Origin of the sequence: Nocardia sp. 852002-20019_SCH5090214 (assembly GCF_001665865.1) — a bacterium.
Taxonomy (GTDB): domain Bacteria; phylum Actinomycetota; class Actinomycetes; order Mycobacteriales; family Mycobacteriaceae; genus Nocardia; species Nocardia nova.
Window position 1 is genome coordinate 1 of the sequence record NZ_LZMK01000446.1, and the last position, 629, is coordinate 629.

General features: G+C 66.9%; 1 protein-coding gene. It reads right to left on the reverse strand.

Features of this window, described 5'->3' with window-relative positions:
* Positions 1-128 precede the first annotated feature (128 nt).
* Positions 129-629, reverse strand: a 501-nt coding sequence (locus A5780_RS37680; RefSeq protein ID WP_231983222.1) for a hypothetical protein, incomplete at its 5' end; no start/stop codon positions are given.

Consider the following 629-nt stretch of genomic DNA (forward strand, 5'->3'; position numbering starts at 1 on the left):
TGCAGAGCGCGAGCGCCGACAGAGACCGGGTAGGTCGGCTCGTGCGGGGCCGCCACCGCATCCGCGGCGTCCTCAAATTCCGTGGTGTCTGGGGGCTCGTCAGTCGGCACACCGGCACCTTCCGCATGCTATGAAACAGGCTGCACCCCAACGCCATCCGCGCTCTGATGCTCGCCAGTGCGGGATCGATACGCCAAGAACAAGCGAACCCCGGGTTCCTCGACAAGCTCGGTGACCTGCACGGTTACCAGGTCATCCCGGTCGCCCCAGCGGCGCGGAGACGGGCCCACGTCGTAGGCGACCTCGACACCGCTACGCCACAGCCCAGCGAATCGGGCACTGCCGGCGAGTCGTCGAAGAAGCCGGGCTCCCTCCGGCGCATCGCGGAAGCGGCCCAATGCTGCACGCAGAGTCGCTACGAAGAACTGGGCGTCCTCCTCGGGGCCCTGGCGACACGATTTGTCAGCCGAGGAGAAGCGCCAGATGGCGAGGTTGTTCTCGGCTTGGTCCAGGCCGGGAAACAGCCTCTGGAACTGCTGGTTGGCTGCCACGACATTCCACAGGGGATCGCAGAAGCCACAGGCAATCGCCCGCGCGTCCCATGTCGCCAACTCCCCTCGGCGACCAGG